This window comes from Curtobacterium sp. NPDC092190 (assembly GCF_044755625.1).
Lineage (GTDB): Bacteria > Actinomycetota > Actinomycetes > Actinomycetales > Microbacteriaceae > Curtobacterium.
Genome location: NZ_JBIVRJ010000001.1, coordinates 523446 through 541936, shown reverse-complemented (window position 1 = coordinate 541936; position 18491 = coordinate 523446). Strand labels below are relative to the sequence as shown.

14 protein-coding genes, 1 tRNA gene and 1 pseudogene are annotated in these 18491 nt (G+C 73.1%); 12 read left to right on the top strand and 4 right to left on the bottom strand.

Translation table 11 applies throughout. From position 1 onward, the window contains the following. Nucleotides 1–13: 13 nt before the first annotated feature. Together ACIQFY_RS02545 and ACIQFY_RS02540 are read right to left on the bottom strand one after the other, a co-directional pair. Nucleotides 14–1588 carry an AtzH-like domain-containing protein gene (locus tag ACIQFY_RS02545; protein ID WP_400338144.1) on the bottom strand — a complete coding sequence of 525 codons (1575 nt, stop codon included), beginning with the start codon at nt 1586–1588 and terminating at the stop codon, nt 14–16. Further along, nucleotides 1585–2841, bottom strand: coding sequence for an acetamidase/formamidase family protein (locus tag ACIQFY_RS02540; RefSeq protein ID WP_400338142.1), 1257 nt, complete (start codon nt 2839–2841; stop codon nt 1585–1587). Before ACIQFY_RS02540 ends, ACIQFY_RS02545 begins: the two co-directional genes overlap by 4 nt. Nucleotides 2842–2981: 140 nt before the next feature. Between ACIQFY_RS02540 and ACIQFY_RS02535 the strand changes: the two genes are divergently transcribed. After that, nucleotides 2982–4313 (top strand): D-alanyl-D-alanine carboxypeptidase family protein, encoded by a 1332-nt coding sequence (locus tag ACIQFY_RS02535; protein WP_209682524.1) that lies wholly within the window; start codon nt 2982–2984, stop codon nt 4311–4313. A gap of 10 nt (nt 4314–4323) precedes the next feature. Then, a complete protein-coding gene (locus tag ACIQFY_RS02530) occupies nt 4324–5721 on the top strand; it encodes a serine hydrolase domain-containing protein (protein WP_400338139.1) in 1398 nt (465 codons plus the stop codon). Nucleotides 5722–5794: 73 nt separating this feature from the next. Here the strand turns inward: ACIQFY_RS02530 and ACIQFY_RS02525 are convergent, their stop codons facing one another. After that, nucleotides 5795–6586, bottom strand: a complete 792-nt coding sequence (locus ACIQFY_RS02525) for an SGNH/GDSL hydrolase family protein (RefSeq protein WP_066654378.1) — start codon at nt 6584–6586, stop codon at nt 5795–5797. A gap of 23 nt (nt 6587–6609) precedes the next feature. On the opposite strand from ACIQFY_RS02525, the gene ACIQFY_RS02520 reads away from it, so the two are divergent. From ACIQFY_RS02520 to ACIQFY_RS02490, 7 genes and pseudogenes are all read left to right on the top strand, one after another. Further along, on the top strand, nt 6610–7767 hold the full coding sequence (locus ACIQFY_RS02520; protein ID WP_400338137.1) for an acyl-CoA dehydrogenase family protein: 1158 nt from the start codon (nt 6610–6612) through the stop codon (nt 7765–7767). Nucleotides 7768–7812: 45 nt separating this feature from the next. After that, nucleotides 7813–9063, top strand: a complete 1251-nt coding sequence (dinB, locus tag ACIQFY_RS02515) for a DNA polymerase IV (protein ID WP_066654375.1) — start codon at nt 7813–7815, stop codon at nt 9061–9063. A gap of 164 nt (nt 9064–9227) precedes the next feature. Further along, nucleotides 9228–11027: a DEAD/DEAH box helicase gene (locus tag ACIQFY_RS02510; RefSeq protein ID WP_066658243.1), complete on the top strand. Its 1800-nt coding sequence runs from the start codon at nt 9228–9230 to the stop codon at nt 11025–11027. Then, the gene (locus ACIQFY_RS02505; protein WP_066654373.1) at nt 11024–11233 is read left to right on the top strand and encodes a hypothetical protein; all 210 of its coding nucleotides are present in this window, start codon (nt 11024–11026) and stop codon (nt 11231–11233) included. Before ACIQFY_RS02510 ends, ACIQFY_RS02505 begins: the two co-directional genes overlap by 4 nt. Before the next feature lie 87 nt (nt 11234–11320). Next, a complete protein-coding gene (locus tag ACIQFY_RS02500; protein WP_400338135.1) occupies nt 11321–12649 on the top strand; it encodes an NAD(P)/FAD-dependent oxidoreductase in 1329 nt (442 codons plus the stop codon). A gap of 182 nt (nt 12650–12831) precedes the next feature. Next, nucleotides 12832–13971, top strand: a pseudogene (locus ACIQFY_RS02495) (zinc-dependent alcohol dehydrogenase). Nucleotides 13972–13982: 11 nt separating this feature from the next. Beyond that, a complete protein-coding gene (locus ACIQFY_RS02490) occupies nt 13983–14564 on the top strand; it encodes a hypothetical protein (RefSeq protein WP_326496294.1) in 582 nt (193 codons plus the stop codon). Between the two features lie 176 nt (nt 14565–14740). Here the strand turns inward: ACIQFY_RS02490 and ACIQFY_RS02485 are convergent. After that, nucleotides 14741–14826: transfer RNA gene (locus tag ACIQFY_RS02485), tRNA-Leu, on the bottom strand. A 187-nt stretch (nt 14827–15013) separates the two neighbouring features. Between ACIQFY_RS02485 and ACIQFY_RS02480 the strand changes: the two genes are divergently transcribed. From ACIQFY_RS02480 to mshC, 3 genes are all read left to right on the top strand, one after another. Continuing rightward, nucleotides 15014–16330, top strand: coding sequence for a M20/M25/M40 family metallo-hydrolase (locus ACIQFY_RS02480; RefSeq protein WP_251160207.1), 1317 nt, complete (start codon nt 15014–15016; stop codon nt 16328–16330). Nucleotides 16331–16391: 61 nt separating this feature from the next. Further along, nucleotides 16392–17222, top strand: a complete 831-nt coding sequence (locus ACIQFY_RS02475; RefSeq protein WP_066654368.1) for an undecaprenyl-diphosphate phosphatase — start codon at nt 16392–16394, stop codon at nt 17220–17222. Further along, nucleotides 17219–18463 (top strand): cysteine--1-D-myo-inosityl 2-amino-2-deoxy-alpha-D-glucopyranoside ligase, encoded by a 1245-nt coding sequence (mshC, locus tag ACIQFY_RS02470; protein WP_400338133.1) that lies wholly within the window; start codon nt 17219–17221, stop codon nt 18461–18463. Before ACIQFY_RS02475 ends, mshC begins: the two co-directional genes overlap by 4 nt. Nucleotides 18464–18491 lie beyond the last annotated feature (28 nt).

The window sequence follows — 18491 nt, the reverse complement described above, 5'->3', positions numbered from 1 at the left end:
CCGGCGTACCGCTTCAGGCAGCGCCGGCCGGGAGGCCCGTGCCGACCCCGTCGCGCAGCCAGCGGTCCGCCGTGGTCACCAGTGCTCGGTCGGTGCCGGTCCCGCCGGTCAGGCACAGGCCGACGGGTGCGTCGTCGACGGTGAGCGCCGGCACGCTCAGGGAGGGCACCCCGCCCGCGCTCGCGAGCGCGGTCATGGTGGTCGTCGCGGTGCGGACGCGCTCGAGCTCCTCCGCGCCGGCGCCGAGCGACGGGGCCGGGCCCGGAGCGGTCGGCGTGACGAGCACCCGGTCGACCAGGGCCGCTCGGATCGCTTCTCGGACCCCGGGGAAGCGCCGGAGGGCCTCCGCGACGAGGTCCGGCGGGTTCGCGGCGGCCGCGGCGAACCGCTGCCCGACGACGGCCCCGAGGGCGCCGGGGTGGGCCGCGATCCACTTCCCGTGCGCCGCCGTCGCCTCGGCACCCTGCACGAGCCGCAGGAGCTCGCGGAGGTCCTCGAGCGCGGGGAGCCCGAGGTCGTCGAGCGTCACGACCGGCAGGTCACCGACGACGGCGTGGACGGCGTCCTGCGTCGCCGGGTCCGCGGCGGCGAGGAGCTCCGCGAGCACGACCGGCGCCCCGGCCTCCGACACGGGGTGCGACCCGTGCGGCACCGAGGCGTCGAGGGCACGGACCATGGTGTCGGCGTCCCTGGTCAGCCACCCGACGGTGTCGAACGACGGCGCGAGCGGCAGCAGTCCGGCGCGGTCGACGACGCCGTGGGTCGTCCGCAGGCCCCAGAGCCCCTGGTACGAGGCGGGGATCCGCAGCGATCCCGCGGTGTCCGTGCCGAGTCCGACGTCCGCCACCCCGGAACGGACGGCCGACGCTGATCCGCTGGACGAGCCTCCCGGCACACGCGACGGGTCGGCGCCGTTCGGCGGGGTGCCGTGGTGCTCGTTGCGTCCGGTCAGGGCGTAGGCGAACTCGTCCGTCCGCGCGATGCCGCGGACCGACGCGCCGGCGTCGAGGAGGGCGGCGACCGCCGCTGCGGAGGCGGGGACGGGCACGGACTCCTGCAGGTACGTCGGGTTGCCGGCCCCGACGCGGTGGCCGGCGACGGCGTACAGGTCCTTGACCGCCACCGTGGCGCCGTCGAGACGGCCGCGGCCGGTCGGCGGCAGGAGCGGGTCGCCGACGACGCGCCACACGGTGGTGTCGAGGGGTCGGGATCGGCCGGTGACGTGCGCCGCCTCGATGCGCCACCTGTCGGCCTGACGGCGCCAGAGCTGGGTCTGCAGACCCGAGCCGCCGTCGCGGAACGCGGCGACGGAGACGACGAGCGCGAGGTCCTCGGCGAGCAGCCGGACCTCGGTGCGGGACAGGTGGCGCGGTGCTACTCCACCCCGCGCACCGCGGAAGGTGCTGATCGCGTCGTGCCCGACGAGCAGGCCGCGGTCGTCGCCGCGCAGGGTGTCGGCGGAGCGGACGAACGCGTCGTCGAGCGCCGCGAGGTCGTCGTCGGCGAGTGCCCGTTCGTAGGCGTCGAGGGCGTCGAGCAGGCCGGTCGGTGCCGACGGACCGTCGGTCGGCCGTGCCGCGGCCGTCACCGGACGTCCGCGAAGTCGGCCTTGCGGATGCGGGCGTGCGCCCCGGTCACCAGGTCGACCACCTGCGACACGTCGAAGTCCGTCGCCGCGCTGAGGTAGGCGTACGCCAGGTGCGGTTCCATGCCGTACCGCGCGCCCAGGATCGCGATCGCGTGCCGGACGCAGGCCCGGACGGCCTCGTCGAGGTCGGGGTCGAGTCCGGTCGGCACCAGGTGGTCCCGCGTCTCGACGAGCGGCCAGACGAGCTCCCCGAACTGCTGCGCTGCCTCGGCGGCCGGCGTGACGTCGAAGCGCACCGTTGCACGGAGGGAGGCCTCCATGGCGGTGAGCGCGACCTCGCCGTCCCCCTGCGCGAAGTGCGGGTCGCCGACGTAGGCCAGGGCACCCGGCACGAGGACCGGCAGGTGGAGCTGCGCACCGGCCTGCAGCAGGTTGACGTCGATGTTGCCGCCGTGACGTCCGGGCGGGACCGAGTGCAGCCGCTCGCCGGGGGTCGCGACGCCCATGATGCCGAGGAAGGGCGCGAGCGGGAACCGGGCGTACCGGTCGCCGCGCTCGGTGAGCGGGATGCGTCCGAGGAGCCGGTCGTCGCCGGGTCCGTCGTCGCCGGGCCCGTCGTCGGCGGGCACCACGTCGGCGAAGACGCTGACGGTGCGCCCGTCGACCGGGTACTCGCCGTGCAGGGCTCCGCGGCCGTGCCGGTTCGACACCACGCCGTACGGCACGCGGGGGAGCGTCTCGAGCACGGTCATGGTCAGGACGTCGCCCGGCTCGGCACCGTCGACGGCGATCGGCCCGGTGACCACGTGCGGGCCGTCCCGCTCCGGGTCGCGGCGACCGGTCCGGGCGATCGCGACCGCGTCGGCGAGCACGTGCTCCGGCGCGACGCCGTGGCGGCCGAAGAAGGCGACGGGGTCGCTGCCCTGGTCCGGCAGGAGCCCCTCGTGGCTCACGGTGTCGATCGTCAGGTCGTCACCGGGAGTGAGCGTCACGACCGGGCGGTCGTCGCCGTTCGGGAGCCGTCCCCAGAGCACCCGATCGGCCTCGGCCGGCAGGTACCGCGACGACCGGACCGGGCCGGTGTCGGGCTGGAGCACCGTGACCGGAGCCGGAGCCGGAGCCGGAGCCGGAGCGGGGGCCGGAGCCGGGCCCGGTGCGGTCTTCTTGCCCTCGGCCGGGTCGGTGGCCGGGCCGGTGGACGGGGCGGTGGTGCGGCCGCCACGCGTGGCGCCCGGGGTGGTTCCGTGGTGCATGTCCAGCACGCTAGGGGCTGCCGGGCGACGCACGGATCCCGGAGCGCGATGTTTTACGTGTTCGTCACACGACGGTCGGGGGACGACCGGCGGCTCGCTGTCGGCCGGCACCCCGGGACTGCCCGGTACCCTCGGTTCCCGTGCCCCGTGTCGTCCGCAGCCCCCGCTCCGCCGTCAGGAGGCCCGTGACGATCGGCGTCGTCGCGGTGCTCCTGCTCGCCGTCGGGTACCTGGTGGCCGTCGCCGTCGTGCCGTTCGCGCCGGCGAGCGCCACCACGACGAAGTACTCCGCCCCGACCTCGACCCTGCCGGACCTGCGGTTCCCGGGCTACGGGGCGACCGCGGTCCAGGCCACCGGGTTCCCGGAGAGCCTGCGCACCAGCGGGGACACCAAGGCCCGCTCGATCGCGAGCATCACCAAGGTCGTGACGGCCCTGGTCGTGCTCGATGCGAGACCGCTCGACCGCGGGGAGTCCGGCCCGACGATCCGCTTCGACGCGCAGATGCAGGCGCTCTACGCCGAGTACCTGGCGCAGAACGGCGAGGTGGCGCCGATGCCGGACGGCCTGCGGCTGTCCGAGCACCAGACCATGCAGGTCATGCTGATGAAGTCGGCGAACAACTACGCCGGTGCACTCGCGCTCTGGGCCTTCGGGTCGATGGACGGCTACGAGCGCGCCGCCTCGGCCTGGCTGGACGAGCACGGGCTGGACGACACGACGATCCACGAGCCGACCGGCCTCGACCCCGCGAACCGCTCGACGGCGACCGACCTGGTGCGGCTCGGACAGCTCGCACTGGCTGACCCCGTCGTGAAGGAGATCGTCGGGACGGAGCAGGTGACCGTGCCCGGGGCGGGCGAGATCGAGAACTCGAACAAGCTCCTCGGCATGGACGGCATCGAGGGCATCAAGACCGGCACGCTCGACGAGGCGGGGGCCTGCCTGCTGTTCGCCGCCACGTACCAGCGCGGGGGCCGGCAGGTCACCGTCGTCGGTGTCATGCTCGGCGGCAGGGACCACCCGTCACTCGACGTCGACGTCCGCCGCCTGCTCCGCTCGGTGGCCGACAACTTCCAGACGGTCACGCTCACGCACGCCGGCCAGACCTTCGGCACCTACTCGACGCCCTGGCGGGACGACGCCGACGCCGTGGCCGCCGATGCCGCCGAGGTCCTGGTCTGGGGCGACACGACGGTCACCGCACGCACCCGGCTCGACAGCGTCACGCTCGGCGAGCGGGGCGAGCGGGTCGGCTCCGTACGGTTCTCGATCGAGCACCACGACCCCGTGACCGTGCCGCTCGAGCTCCAGCGCTCCATCGAGGACCCGGGGCTCTGGTGGCGCTGGACGAACCCGTTCCGCGGCGTCGAGACGAGCCCGTCGGCAGCCGTCGCCGGCGCAGCCCCGCGCGCGGCCTCCACGTCGCTCGACCCCGCGTCGCCACCGCAGCGCTGGGGGCTCGCCGCGTAGGCTCTCGAGCGTGACGACGACGTTCCCGCGCAGCACCCCGTCCGCCCTCGGCATCGACGCCCGCGGGATCACCGCGTTCCTCGACGCCCTCGAGTCGACACCGGACGTCGAGCCGCACAGCATCGTGCTGCTGCGACACGGCCGGGTGGCCGCCGAGGGCTGGTGGGCCCCCTACGCCGCGGACCGCGTCCACCTCCTCTACTCGCTCAGCAAGAGCTTCACCGCCGCTGCCGTCGGCATCGCCGTCCGTGAGGGGCTCGTCGACCTCGACGCCACGGTGCTGTCGTGCTTCCCGGAGCTCGACGCGGACGTCACCGACGAGCGCAGTCGCCGGATCCGGGTCCGCCACCTGCTCGCGATGGCGTCCGGGCACCGCGAGGAGACCCTGCAGCGGGCCGAGGCCACCGACCCGGAGGACCTGGTCCGCGGGTTCCTCCTCACCCCGCCGGACGAGGAACCCGGCACGGTCTTCGCTTACAACCAGCCGTGCACGTACACGCTCGCCGCGATCGTCCGCCGGGCGAGCGGCGAGTCCCTCGTCGACTACCTGCGCCCGCGCCTGCTCGACCCGCTCGGCATCGACGACCTCGCGTGGAAGCGCGACGACACGGGCGCCGAGCTCGGGTTCAGCGGTGCGTACGCGCCGACGGCCGCCGTCGCAGCGCTCGGCCAGCTGTACCTGCAGCGGGGCGTGTGGGACGGGCAGCGCATCCTCGACGAGGACTGGGTCGACGCCGCCACGAGCACGCAGGTCGACAACCCCCACGAGGAGAACGCTGACTGGCGGCAGGGCTACGGCTTCCAGTTCTGGATGGCCCGCCACGGCTTCCGCGGCGACGGCGCGTACGGCCAGTTCTGCGTCGTGCTGCCGGAGCAGGACGTCGTGCTCGCCCTGACCGGGCAGTCGCTCGACATGCAGGCGGTGCTCGACGCGGCCTGGCAGCACCTGCTGCCGGCGATCGCGCCGCAGGACGGCGACGGGGGCGCTGCGGGCACGGCCGCCGGTGTCGACGCGGACCCCGGTCTGGAGGCACGGCTCGCCTCCCTCGGGCTGCCCCCGGTGCAGGGCGGTCGCCTGGCCGACGCCGTGGCCGGGTCCTACGAGTCCGACGGCGTGCTCGAGGGGCTCCGGTTGGAGTCCGACGCCGAGGGCTGGCGACTCACGGTCGACGTCGACGGCGGGCTGCTGTCGGTCCCGGTCGGTCAGGGCGCGTGGTCGGTCGAGGGGCCGCTCGCCACGAGCGGTGCGACCGGACCCGACGGCACCGTCGAGGTCGTCGTCCGCTTCGTCGAGACCCCGCACGCCGCCCGGCTCCGGCTCGACCCGACCGCGGGGACGGCGACGGGGGAGTGGACCACGCAGCCGCTGCACGACGGGCCGCTCACACTGCGCCGCCCGGTCGACTGACCGATCGCGCCCCCTGGCGGACACCGCGCCGCGCACACGGGGGTGCGGCCTCCGACCGAGGGTGCACTCCGGGTCAGGGCGTGTCGGACGTCACGTCAACGGGCTGCAGGTCGGGCCGCTTCGCGCTGATGCCGTCGCCGGACGACGTGTGCCGGATGCGCCGCACGACCCAGGGGACGAGGTACTCGCGCGCCCACCCGAGGTCCTCGACGCGGGCCTCGCGCCACGGCCTGGCCTCGAGCGGCTCCGGCGTCACCGGGTCGAGCCCGTGCTCGACCCCGAGGGCGTCCAGCACGGCCGCGGCGACGGTCGCGTGGCCGGTCGGGGAGTGGTGCAGGCGGTCCGGCGCCCACATCCGGGGGTCGCGGAGGACCCGGAGCGCCCACATGTCGGCGACGAGGGCACCGTGCTTGAGCGCGATCGCGTGCAGGTTCTCGTTGTAGATCGCCGTCTTGCCGCGGACCATGCCGAGCACCGGCGTCATGCCGACGTCGGGGCCGGTGAAGAGCACGACGGTGGCGCCGTCGCTCCGCAGCCGCCCGACCATGCCGTCGAACCGTTCGGCGAGCTCGTCGGGGTCCGAGCCGGGGCGGATGATGTCGTTGCCGCCGGCGGACACCGTCACGAGGTCGGGGCGGAGCGCGAGGGCCGGCTCGACCTGCTCGTCGACGATCTGCCCGAGCAGGCGCCCGCGGATCGCCAGGTTGGCGTACGCGAACCCGTCCGCCCGGCCGGCGAGGACCTCGGCCACGCGGTCGGCCCACCCACGGTTGCCGCCGGGGACGGTGGGGTCCGGGTCACCGATCCCCTCGGTGAACGAGTCACCGATCGCGACGTACCTGGACCACGCATGACGAGCTGACACGCCTCCGACCGTAGTCTCGTGGCATGACGTTGACCGACGAACCCGGGTGGACGCTGTCGCAGGACCTGCTGGAGCGGATCGCCGCCCGCGCGCCGCGGTACGACGCCGAGAACGCGTTCTGCGCCGAGGACCTCGAGGAGCTGCGCGCGGCCGGCTGGCTGCGCATCGGCGTCCCGGTCGGGCAGGGCGGCGCTGGGCTCGGCCTCGCCGCGACGAGCACCCTGCAGCGGCGGCTCGCGCAGGCCGCGCCGGCGACCGCGCTCGGGCTCGGGATGCACCAGGTGTGGGTGCAGGCGGCGCGCGCGGTCACGGCGCGGGGCGGGTCGTTCCTCCAGGCCGTCACCGACCACGCGGCGGTCGACCACCTGCTCGCCTTCGGGGTGAGCGAACCGGGCAACGACGCCGTACTGTTCGACTCGTCGACGACGGCGGAGCCGGACGGCGACGGCGGCTACCGCTTCACCGGCACGAAGGTGTCCACCTCGCTCGCCCCGGCGTGGGACGTCCTCAGCGTGTTCGGCAAGGACACCAGTGGTCCGGAGCCACGGCTCGTGCACGGCTTCGTGCTGCGGTCCGACGGCGACGTCGAGCACCTCGACGACTGGGACACGCTCGGGATGCGCGCGACCCAGAGCCGGACGACGCTGCTGCACGGCGTGCACGTGCCGGCGTCGCGGATCGTCCGGGTGCTCCCCGTCGGCCCGACGCAGGACCCGCTCGTCCTCGGGGTGTTCGCGGCGTTCGAGTTGCTCGTGGCGTCGGTGTACGTCGGGATCGCCGAACGGGCGCTCGGACTGGCCGTCGCAGCGGTGTCCGGTCGACGCGGGCGCGACGGTGTCCCGCGGTCGCAGGACCCCGACGTCCGCCGTGCGGTCGCCGACCTGCGCGGCGCGGTCGACGCGGTCGCCCTGCAGGTGTCCGCCCTGGCCCGGTCGGTCGACGAGCTGGACGACCTCGGCCCCCGCTGGTTCCCGCTGCTCGTCGGAACCAAGGCGCGGACGGTGGACGCGGCGCAGCACGTCGTGGACGAGGCGCTGCGGCTCGCCGGCGGCTCGGCGTTCCGGGCGTCGTCGGAACTCGCCCGGCTCGCGCGGGACGTCCGTGCGGGGCAGTACCACCCGTCGACGCGGGACTCGGCGGCGCGGACGATCGCCGCAGCGGAGCTCGGGCCGCTCGCCTGAGCCGGAGCCCGGCCGGGTGTCGGTGGTGCGTGGCATCATCGCCGGGTGAGCAAGCAGGACGGACGCAACCGGCTCGTCTCCGAGCGTCCGGTCGACGACGTGACGGCGACGGTCCTGCACGTCGACATGGACGCCTTCTTCGCCTCCGTCGAACTGCTGGATCGTCCCGACCTGCGCGGGCTCCCCGTCATCGTCGGACACGACTCGGACCGCTCCGTCGTCACCGCCGCCACGTACGAGGCCCGTCGCTACGGCGTGAACTCGGCGATGCCGATGGCCGTGGCGAAGCGCCGGTGCCCGAACGCCGTCATCGTCGAGCCGCACTTCGAGAAGTACGCGGCGAAGTCGGCCGCGGTGATGCGCGTCTTCGGGCAGTTCACCCCGAAGGTCGAGAAGCTCGGGATCGACGAGGCGTTCCTCGACGTCGCCGGTGCGCTCCGGCTCTACGGCACCCCGTGGCAGATCGGCACCGCCATCCGCGCCGCGGTCCTCGCCGAGACGGGTCTCCACTGCTCGGTGGGCGCGGCCTCCACCAAGTTCGTCGCCAAGCTCGCGTCGAGCCGGTCCAAGCCGGACGGGCTCCTCGTCGTGCCGGCCGCGCACACCGTGGCCTTCCTGCACCCCCAACCGGTCGCGGCGCTCTGGGGCGTCGGCGGCACGACGCAGGAGAAGCTCGAGCGCCGTGGCATCCGCACGGTCGGGGACCTCGCCCACACGCCGCTGCCGTCGCTCGTCGCCGCACTCGGACCCGCCGGCGGACAGCGCCTGCACGACCTGTCCTGGGGCCGCGACCCGCGCGTGGTCGACACCGGCGTCAGCGAGAAGTCGATCGGGCACGAGGTCACCTTCGGACGTGACCTGACCGAGCGTGACGACGTCGCCCGCGAGCTCCTGCGCCTGGCCGACAAGGTCGCCGTGCGCCTGCGCCGCGCCGACGTGCAGGCCCGCACGGTCGCGCTCAAGGTGCGGTACACCGACTTCAGCACCCTCACCCGGTCCCGGACGCTCGCCGAACCGACCGACGTGGCGAAGCGGCTCCACCACGAGGCGGTCGAGCTCTACGACGTCCTGCACCGGCCCGGCAACCGGATCCGCCTGATCGGCGTGCGCGGCGAGAACCTCGTCCCGGCAGCGGCGAGCAACGCGCTGTGGGACGACGACGCGCCGTGGCGGGAGACCGAGACGACGGTCGACGCGGTCGCCGCACGCTTCGGTGCCGGCGTGCTCCGGCCCGCCTCGCTCGTGCGCGGCACGCCCGAGCAGCGTCCGCCGCACGCCCGGCAGGACCCGGCCTGACGGTAGGATCGCGTGAAGTGAGCGCAGCGGAGTACGACGACCAGCAGCAGCCCGCGACGCTGTGGGGCGACGCCCCGGACGGCGACGACCGGGCGACGCGGGAGCAGTCCGCGGTCGGTGGTGAACCGGCCGCGCCGGGCGCTGCCCGACCCCACGACGAGGCCGTGGTCCAGGCGGAGAACGCCGGCAACGCGGCCGCCGAGCACCTGTCACCGGCCTTCCCGGAGCGGGCTGCGTGGGGAACCGCGTCGAAGCTCCGTGCGTGGCAGGTCGAGGCGCTCACGAAGTACTTCGAGACCGAGCCGCGCGACTTCCTCGCCGCCGCGACCCCCGGCGCCGGCAAGACCACGTTCGCGCTCCGCCTCGCCACGGAGCTCCTCGCCCGCGGCACCGTCGACCGCATCGTCGTCGTGGCCCCGACGGAGCACCTCAAGCGGCAGTGGGCGGACTCTGCCGACCGCGTGGGCATCCGGATCGACCCGATGTTCAAGAACGGCGACGGGATGTTCGGGCGGCACTACCAGGGCGTGGCGATCACCTACGCGCAGGTCGGCATGAACCCCGAGGTCCACCAGAAGATCACCGAGGGCGGTCGCACGCTGGTGATCCTCGACGAGGTCCACCACGGCGGCGACGCACTCACCTGGGGCGACGGCATCCGCGAGGCCTTCACGAAGGCGACCCGTCGGCTGTCCCTCTCCGGCACCCCGTTCCGGTCGGACACGGCCCCGATCCCGTTCGTGCAGTACGCCCCCGACGAGCAGGGCATCCGGACCTCGATCTCCGACTACAACTACGGGTACGGCCGCGCGCTCAAGGACGGCGTCGTCCGCCCGGTGCTGTTCATGGCCTACGCCGGGCAGATGCGCTGGAAGACGCGCATGGGCGACGAGATGTCGGCGTCCCTCGGCGAGCAGGTCACGAAGGACATCACCGCACAGGCGTGGCGGACCGCGCTCTCGCCGGAGGGCGAGTGGATGCCCGCCGTGCTGTCGGCCGCCGACAAGCGGCTGACCGAGGTCCGTCGCGGCGTGCCGGACGCCGGCGGCCTGGTGATCGCGACCGACACCACGACCGCGCGCGCCTACGCCCGCATCCTGCAGCAGATCACCGGCGAGCGGCCGACCGTGGTGCTCTCCGACGAGGCCGCCGGGTCGAGCCGGATCCAGGCGTACGCCGAGGACACCTCGCGCTGGATGGTCGCCGTCCGCATGGTGTCCGAGGGCGTCGACGTACCCCGGCTCTGCGTCGGCGTGTACGCCACGAGCGCGAGCACGCCGCTGTTCTTCGCGCAGGTGATCGGGCGCTTCGTCCGGGCCCGCCGCCGCGGCGAGACCGCGAGCGTGTTCCTGCCGAGCGTGCCCGGGCTGATGGCCCTCGCGGCGTCGCTCGAGCTCGAGCGCGACCACGCCCTCGACCGGCCGAAGGACAGCGACGACGGGATGTACAACCCCGAGGACGCCATGGTCGCCGAGGCCAACAAGGAGGACCGGGCGTCGGAGAGCCTGCTCGAGGTGCAGCCGTTCGAGGCGCTCGACTCGCAGGCGTCGTTCGACCGGGTGCTCTACGACGGCGGCGAGTTCGGCACCGGGGGAGAGGTCGGCTCGCTCGAGGAACTCGACTTCATCGGCATCCCGGGGCTCCTCGAACCCGACCAGGTGCGTGATCTCCTGCGGGCCCGTCAGGCATCCCAGGCGAAGCGGTCGAAGGGACGCGCGGCGAAGGACGGCCTCCCCAAGCCCAAGCCCGACGAGTCGCGCCCGATGTACCAGACCATCAAGGAGCAGCGGACCGAGCTCGCACGGCTCGTCTCGATCTGGTCCCGGCACGCGAACGAACCGCACGGGGCCATCCACGCCGAGCTCCGTCGGATCAGCGGTGGGCCGGCCGTGGCGCAGGCGAGCATCGAACAGATCCAGAAGCGGATCGACGTGCTGCGCTCGCGGATCGGCAACCGACGGTGATCGAGCCCGTCGACGACCGCACGTGGCTGGTGAAGCGCACGCCGGAGTCCTCGCCCGAGGCGATCATCGACCGCTTCGGCGGCGGGTACCGCCTGCGCCGGTTCTCGCTCACCGAGTCCCGTCGCACCCAGCACGGCGTCCACACCGGCCCCGAGCTGGCCGAGACCGCTTGGTGGCGCCTGCAGGACCGTCCGCCCGGACGGTGAGCGCCCGGCGACCGATCCGGCTGCGGTGCACGGACCGGGCGGCGCGGCTTGGTGACGTCACAGGGGTTCTTCCGGTAGACCGGGTGCATGGCAGACTCCATCCCTCACGTCCTCGTCCTCGGCGGCGGCTCCGCCGGCTACACCACGGTCAAGCAGCTCCAGAAGCACGCCGCGACCGTGCCGATGCGGATCACGCTGGTGGACCAGAACACGTACTACACGTACCTGCCGTTCCTGCCGGAGGTCGCGGGCGGGCACATCGCCCCGAAGGACGTCACCTTCGAGCTCCGTCGCGCGTTGAAGAAGACCCGCGTCATCCAGGGCAAGGTCACCGGCATCTCGTCGAAGGACAAGACCGTGTCCATCGCCACGGCCGGCGGCGACGACCGCACGCTCGGCTACGACCAGCTCGTCGTCGCGCTCGGCTCGGTGACCCGTACGTTCCCGACCCCCGGGCTCGAGGAGTACGGCGTCGGCTTCAAGACCGTGGAGGAGGCCGCCTACGTCCGCGCGAAGCTCCTCGACAACATCGCGAAGGCCGCTGCCACCCGTGACGAGGACGAGCGTCGCCGTCTGCTGACGAGCATCTTCGTCGGCGGTGGCTACACCGGCGTCGAGGCGATCGGTGAGCTCTTCGACGTCTCGCAGGCCGCCATCAAGACCTACCCGTCGCTCGCCGGTGAGCAGCCCCGTTGGGTGCTCATCGACGCGCTCGACCGCGTCGCGCCCGAGGTGGGCCCGGAGCTGTCGAAGTGGACCCTCGAGTCGCTCCGTGCCCGCGGCATCGACGTCCGGCTGAAGACCACCATGCCGAGCGCCGAGGGCGGGGTCATCAAGCTCTCCGACGGCGACGAGTTCGCCACCGGGCTGCTCGTCTGGACCGCCGGCGTCAAGCCGAACCCGCTCCTCGACGCCACGGACCTGCCGCGTGGTCCGAAGGGCCACCTCGCTGCGAACGCGAAGCTCCAGGTCGAGGCCGAGGACACGCACGAGGTCGTCCCGGGTGTCTGGGGCCTCGGCGACGTCGCGCAGGTCCCCGACCTGACCGCCGAGAAGCAGCCGGCCTTCTACCCGCCGAACGCGCAGAACGCCGTCCGTCAGGCCGTCGTCGCCGCGGACAACGTGGTCGCCACGATCACGGGCAAGCCGCTCGAGGAGTACCGCCACCCGTCGATCGGCACCGTCGCCTCGTACGGCGTCGGCAAGGGCGCCGGCAACATCAAGGGCGTCAAGATGACGAACCTGCTCGCCTGGCTCGCGCACCGCTCGTACCACGTGTACGCGATGCCGACGCTGAACCGGAAGGTCCGCATCGTCATCGGTTGGATCACCGGCGCGGTGTCCGGTCGCGACGCGACCAGCCTCATCAAGGAGACCGACCCGCGACGCAACTTCGTCGAGGCCTCGAAGAGCTGACACAGGTCGACGTCACCTCGTGACGGACGGACGGGAGGCGCGGTGCCGGTGGGCACCGCGCCTCCCGTCCGTTCGCCGGTCCGTCGTCGACGGTCCCGGTCGTTCTGCTCAGATCGCGCGGTCCTGGATCGCCTCGCACGGCACCGAGGCGAGCGTGGGCTCCACGAACGAGAGGAGCGCCCATGCGTGCCATGACCTACCGCGGACCGTACCGGGTCCGTGTCGAGGAGAAGCCCGATCCCCGGATCGAGCACCCGAACGACGCCGTCGTCCGGGTCGAACGGGCCGCGATCTGCGGTTCCGACCTGCACCTGTACCACGGCATGATGCCCGACACCCGCGTCGGGCACACCTTCGGCCACGAGTTCATCGGCGTGGTCGAGGAGGTCGGTTCGTCGGTGGCGTCACTCGCCGTCGGCGACCGCGTGATGGTGCCCTTCAACGTCTACTGCGGCTCCTGCTGGTTCTGCGCGAGGGGGCTGTTCTCGAACTGCCACAACGTGAACCCGAACGCGACGGCCGTCGGCGGCATCTACGGGTACTCGCACACCACGGGCGGCTACGACGGCGGGCAGGCGGAGCGCGTCCGCGTACCGTTCGCCGACGTCGGCCCGTCCGTCATCCCGGAGTGGCTGGACGCCGAGGACGCCCTCCTGATGACCGATGCCCTGAGCACGGGCTACTTCGGCGCACAGCTCGCCTCGATCCGCGAGGGCGACACCGTGGTGGTGCTGGGCGCCGGCCCGGTCGGGCTGTTCGCTGCCCGGTCGGCGTGGTTCATGGGTGCCGGCCGCGTGATCGTCATCGACCAGCTGGAGTACCGGCTCGAGAAGGCGCGCACCTTCGCCCACGCCGAGACCATCAACTTCGCCGAGGTCGACGACGTCGTGCTCGAGATGAAGCAGTAGACCGACTTCCTCGGCGCGGACAGCGTGATCGACGCCGTCGGTGCCGAGGCGGACGGCAACTTCACCCAGCAGGTCACGGCGTCGAAGCTCAAGCTGCAGGGCGGGTCACCGACGGCGCTCAACTGGGCGATCGACGGTGTGCGCAAGGGCGGGACGATCTCCGCCGTCGGCGCGTACGGACCGATCCCGAGCGCGGTGAAGTTCGGCGACGCCATGAACAAGGGCCTGACGATCCACACGAACCAGGCGCCGGTCAAGCGCCAGTGGCCCCGGCTGCTCGAGCACATCCAGGCCGGACACTTCCGTCCGAGCGACATCATCACGCACCGGGTCCCGCTCGAGCACATCGACGAGGCCTACCACCTGTTCTCGTCGAAGCTCGACGACTGCATCAAGACGGTGATCGTGCCGTGAAGGAGACACCCGTGACCGACCACACGCCCTACATCGCCGACCCGCCCCGACGTGTGCCCTCGTCGGCGGAGCTCCGTGAGCGCATCCCCGGGTGGGGGAGCGACCTCGACCCGGCCGACCGTCCGTCGGTGCCGAAGCTCTCCCGCGAGGTCGGACTCGCCTCGGGTGCCCACTGGGACGTCCCCGAGCCACAGCCCGGCGGGGAGGGCCGCGAGCGGTCGATCGAGCACGCCCACGTCACGCCCGTGTTCGGGACGGCGCAACCGCTGTCCGGGCTCGCCGGGGTCGTGAAGCGGTTCGCCTACGCCCGGTACAGCGAGGGACGGCTGGCGCACTGGCTGCTCCTCGTGCTGGGCGACCGGATCGACGTGGCCACCCACCGGGTGACGGACGCGCTCCGCGGCCGACCGGACCGGGTCGTGCACGAGACCGGGTGGCGCGCCGAGCTCGGCAACCGGCCCGTCTCGACGCGTCTGGGCTCCTCGCGACGGGACGGGCGCCACCAGCTGCTCGACCCGGTCGTGGCGAACTGGGGCTGGCTCGCCGCCCTCGGCGGCCTGGTGCTGGTCGTGCGTCGCCTGCGGCGTCACTGAGACGCGGGGCGGAGGCCCTCGCGCCGCGCGCCTCCTGCGACACCGCGCTCGTCGTTCGACAGCGGTGATGTCGCACGATGCGCGTGCATCGGGTCATCGGGCCCGCGATGCTCGCCGGGCGAGCACGGACGAGAAGAGCCCCCTGGCCGACAGGCCAGGGGGCTCTTCTCTTCTTGTGTCCGAGGGGGGACTTGAACCCCCACGCCCTAATACGGGCACTAGCACCTCAAGCTAGCGCGTCTACCAATTCCGCCACCCGGACAGGGTGTTCTGCACTTGTTCGGCTGTCGCTCCGGGCTGTTTTCCCGGCGTTCCTGCCGAGAGAAGACACTAGCACGGCTCTGAACGCACGATGAACACGGGCGCGCATCCCGGGCGAGTCCCCCGGAACGACGGGCGAGCAGGGGGCGTACGCGGGTGCGTCGCGGGCTGCCGGTAGCGTTGGTGGCATGAGCGACGCCCAGCCGACCGAGCCGGACCTCGAGGCCACCGCCGCCATCGCGCGGGACCTCATCCGCATCGACACCACGAACTGGGGCGAGGGCAGGTCGGTCGGCGAGACCGAGGCGGCGCAGTACGTGGAGGCGGAGCTGCGCGACCTGGGCTTCGCGCCGCAGCTCTTCGAGTCGGAGCCGGGCCGGGTGAGCGTCGTCGCCCGTGTGGCGGGGCGGAACGCCGACAAGCCGGGTCTCGTCGTGCACGGGCACCTCGACGTGGTGCCGGCCGACCCCGCGAACTGGACGGTGGACCCGTTCGGCGGCGAGGTGCGCGACGGCATGCTCTGGGGCCGCGGCGCGGTCGACATGAAGAACATGGACGCGATGATGCTGACGGCGTTGCGCGACGTGGTCGAAGGTCAGGGCGCACCCGAGCGTGACCTCGTCATCGGGTTCTTCGCGGACGAGGAGGCGGGCGGGGTGCTCGGCGCCCACCACGTCGTCGACACGCACCCGGAGGTCTTCGCCGGCGCGACCGAGGCGATCAGCGAGGTCGGCGGGTACTCGGTGACCCTCGGCGGGCGGCGGGCCTACCTGCTGCAGACCGGCGAGAAGGCCCTGATGTGGATCAAGCTCGTCGCGCGGGGCACCGCGGCGCACGGCTCGCACGTGATGCGGGACAACGCGGTGACCAAGGTGGCCGCCGCGGTGGCGCGCATCGGAGCGGAGGAGTGGCCGGTCCGGCTCTCCGGCACCACCGAGGCGATGGTCCGCGAGATCGCGCGGCTCCTCGGCGTCGACCCCGTGACGACCGGGCCGGACGAGGTCGCCCTCGCGACCGGGTCCGCCTCGCGCTTCATCCACGCGGCGCTGCACACGACGACCAACCCGACGGTCCTCCGCGCCGGGTACAAGCACAACGTGATCCCGGACGCTGCCGAGGCCCTCGTCGACCTCCGCTGCCTGCCGGGCGACGAGGAGACCGTGCTCGAGCGGGTCCGGGAACTCGCGGGCGACGACGTCGAGGTCGTGATGACGCACCGGGACGTCGGCCTCGAGCAGGACTTCGGCGGACCCCTCGTCGACGCCGTGCGCGGGACGCTCGAGCGCCACGACCCCGGGGCGCCCGTGCTGCCCTACCTGCTGTCCGGCGGCACCGACAACAAGGCGATGTCGCGGCTCGGGATCGCCGGGTACGGGTTCGTCCCGCTGCAGCTGCCGGAGGACGTCGACTTCCCGGCGATGTTCCACGGCGTCGACGAGCGCGTGCCCCTCGACGCCCTCGCCTTCGGGCGGCGCGTCCTCGGCGACCTGCTCGCCACGTACTGATACATTGCCGGGTCGCCCCTCGGCGGCGACCCGCGACGACCGGCACGAAAGGCCCCGCTCGATGCACATCCTCGAGGCGATCTTCCTCGGCTTCGTGCAGGGACTCACCGAGTTCCTGCCCGTGTCCTCCAGCGCGCACCTGCGCATCGTCGGGCTCTTCCTGCCCGATGCGAAGGACCCGGGTGCCGCGTTCACCGCGGTGACGCAGCTCGGCACCGAGACGGCCGTACTGATCTACTTCTGGAAGGACATCACCCGGATCGTCGGGCGGTGGTTCCGCTCGGTGTTCCGGCGCGACGTGCCGCAGGGCGACCCGGACGTCCGCCTCGGCTGGCTGGTCATCCTCGGCACGATCCCGATCGGGGTCGCCGGACTCCTGCTCAAGGACTCCATCGAGACCACGTTCCGGTCGCTCTGGATCGTGGCGATCGTGCTCATCGTCTTCGGCGTCGTGCTCGGCGTGCTCGACGTCGTCGGGCGCAAGGTCCGTCCGATCGAGCAGATGACGTTCCGGAACGGCCTGCTCATCGGCGTCGCCCAGATGCTGGCGCTCGTCCCGGGCGTCTCGCGCTCCGGCGCCACGGTGTCGATGGGACTCGCCCTCGGCTACACCCGACCGGCCGCGGCGCGCTTCGCGTTCCTGCTCGCCGTCCCCGCGGTCTTCCTGTCCGGCTTCTACGAGGCCGCGACGAGCCTCGGCGACCACGGCGCGCCCTTCGGTCTCGTCGACACGCTGGTGGCGACCGTCGTCGCGTTCGTCGTCGGGTTCGTCGTCATCGCCGCGTTCATGAACTACATCTCGAAGCGCAGCTTCATGCCCTTCGTGGTCTACCGGATCGCACTCGGTATCGTGCTCATCGTGTTGCTGTCGCTCGGAGTGATCCAGCCGTGAGGGCCTGGCAGGTCCCGTCCGTCCCGTCCGTCCCCGGTGACGCGCCCCGACCCGTGGTGCACGACACCGCGGCCGGGCGGCCCGTGGACCCGACCCACGGCGCGGAGGGCGCGACGCTCTACGTGTGCGGCATCACGCCGTACGACGCCACCCACCTCGGCCACGCGGCGACCTACCTGGCGTTCGACACGCTCGGTCGCGCCTGGCGGGACGCGGGGCTCGAGGTCGAGTACGCGCAGAACACCACCGACGTCGACGACCCGCTGCTCGAGCGCGCCGAGCGGGACGGCGTCGACTGGCGCGAGCTCGCCGCGTCGCAGATCGACCTGTTCCGCCGCGACATGGAGGCACTCCGCGTCCTGCCGCCGGACCACTTCGTCGCGGTGACCGACGAGGTCGAGCGCATCGCCGAGGCCGTCGGGTACCTGCAGGAGACCGGGTACGCCTACGACGTGCCGACCGACGACTCCGAGGGCGACGACGTCTACTTCGACGTGAACCGCCCCACCGAGGCGTGGGCGCTCGGCGACGAGAGCCGCCTGGACCGCGAGACGATGCTCGTGCTGTCGGCCGAGCGGGGCGGGGACCCGGACCGCGCCGGCAAGCGCGACCCGCTCGACCCGCTGCTCTGGCGTGCCGAGCGCGCCGGGGAGCCGAGCTGGGACACCGAGCTCGGCCCGGGACGACCCGGCTGGCACATCGAGTGCAGCGTGATCGCGGGCGACAAGCTCGGCCTGCCGATCAGCGTGCAGGGCGGCGGCAGCGACCTCGTCTTCCCGCACCACGAGATGAGCGCCGGGCACGCCGCCGCGCTCGCGCACCAGCCGCTCGCCAACGCCTTCGTCCACACCGGCATGATCGCCTACCAGGGGTCGAAGATCTCGAAGTCGCTCGGCAACCTCGTCACCGTGCGCGGCCTGCTCGACGACGGCGCCGACCCGCGGGCCGTCCGGCTCGCACTGCTGTCGCACCGGTACTCGGACGACTGGGAGTGGTTCGACGGCGAACTGACGAGCGCGACCACCCGGCTCGCGACGTGGGACGCCTGGGCGTCCGGCGACGCTCCCGGTCACGAGGACGACGCCGCCGACGCGATCGCCCGCATCCGCGCGCGTGTCGCCGACGACCTCGACACGCCAAGTGCGGTCGCCGCGGTCGACACCGCGATCGCCGCGGGGACCCGCGCGACACCGGAGCTCGTCGACCTCGTCGACGCCCTGCTCGGCATCCGCCTGGCCTGAGACCGGGGGCTCGGGCAGGCGCTCTCCC